The following is a 448-nucleotide window of genomic DNA, read 5'->3' as shown; positions in this document are numbered from 1 at the left end:
ATCGCCGTGCTGGGTCTCGTCGTCGCGGTTGCCGTCGCCGTGATCTACGGCCTCACTCGCGGGGTCTGGCTTCAGGGCATCCTCGCGGGAATCGCCACCGCCATGGCGATTCTCCCCGAGGAATTCCCCGTCGTCCTCACCATCTTCCTGGCGCTCGGTGCCTGGCGGATGTCCCAGAAGCACGTGCTCACCCGGCGCACGCCGGTCATCGAGACTCTCGGTTCGGCGACCGTGGTCTGTGTCGACAAGACCGGCACGCTCACCATGAACAGCATGACCGTTCGGGAACTCCTGGTCGACGGCTCCACTCACGCGCTCGATGGGCGGCCCCTGCCCGCGGAGTTCCATCCGATCGTCGAGTTCGGACGACTCGCCTCTCCTCTCGATCCGTTCGATCCCATGGACCAGGCTTTCGAGGATCTGGCAGACACCTACCTGCCCGCCACCG

1 protein-coding gene is annotated in these 448 nt (G+C 65.8%); it reads left to right on the top strand.

Going from position 1 to position 448, the window contains the following annotated elements:
* Positions 1 to 448, top strand: a 448-nt coding sequence (locus FVP33_RS19370) for an HAD-IC family P-type ATPase (protein ID WP_147785281.1), incomplete at both ends; no start/stop codon positions are given.

This window comes from Lacisediminihabitans profunda (genome assembly GCF_008040105.1).
Lineage (GTDB): Bacteria > Actinomycetota > Actinomycetes > Actinomycetales > Microbacteriaceae > Lacisediminihabitans > Lacisediminihabitans profunda.
This window is presented reverse-complemented; position numbering and strand designations above follow the sequence as displayed.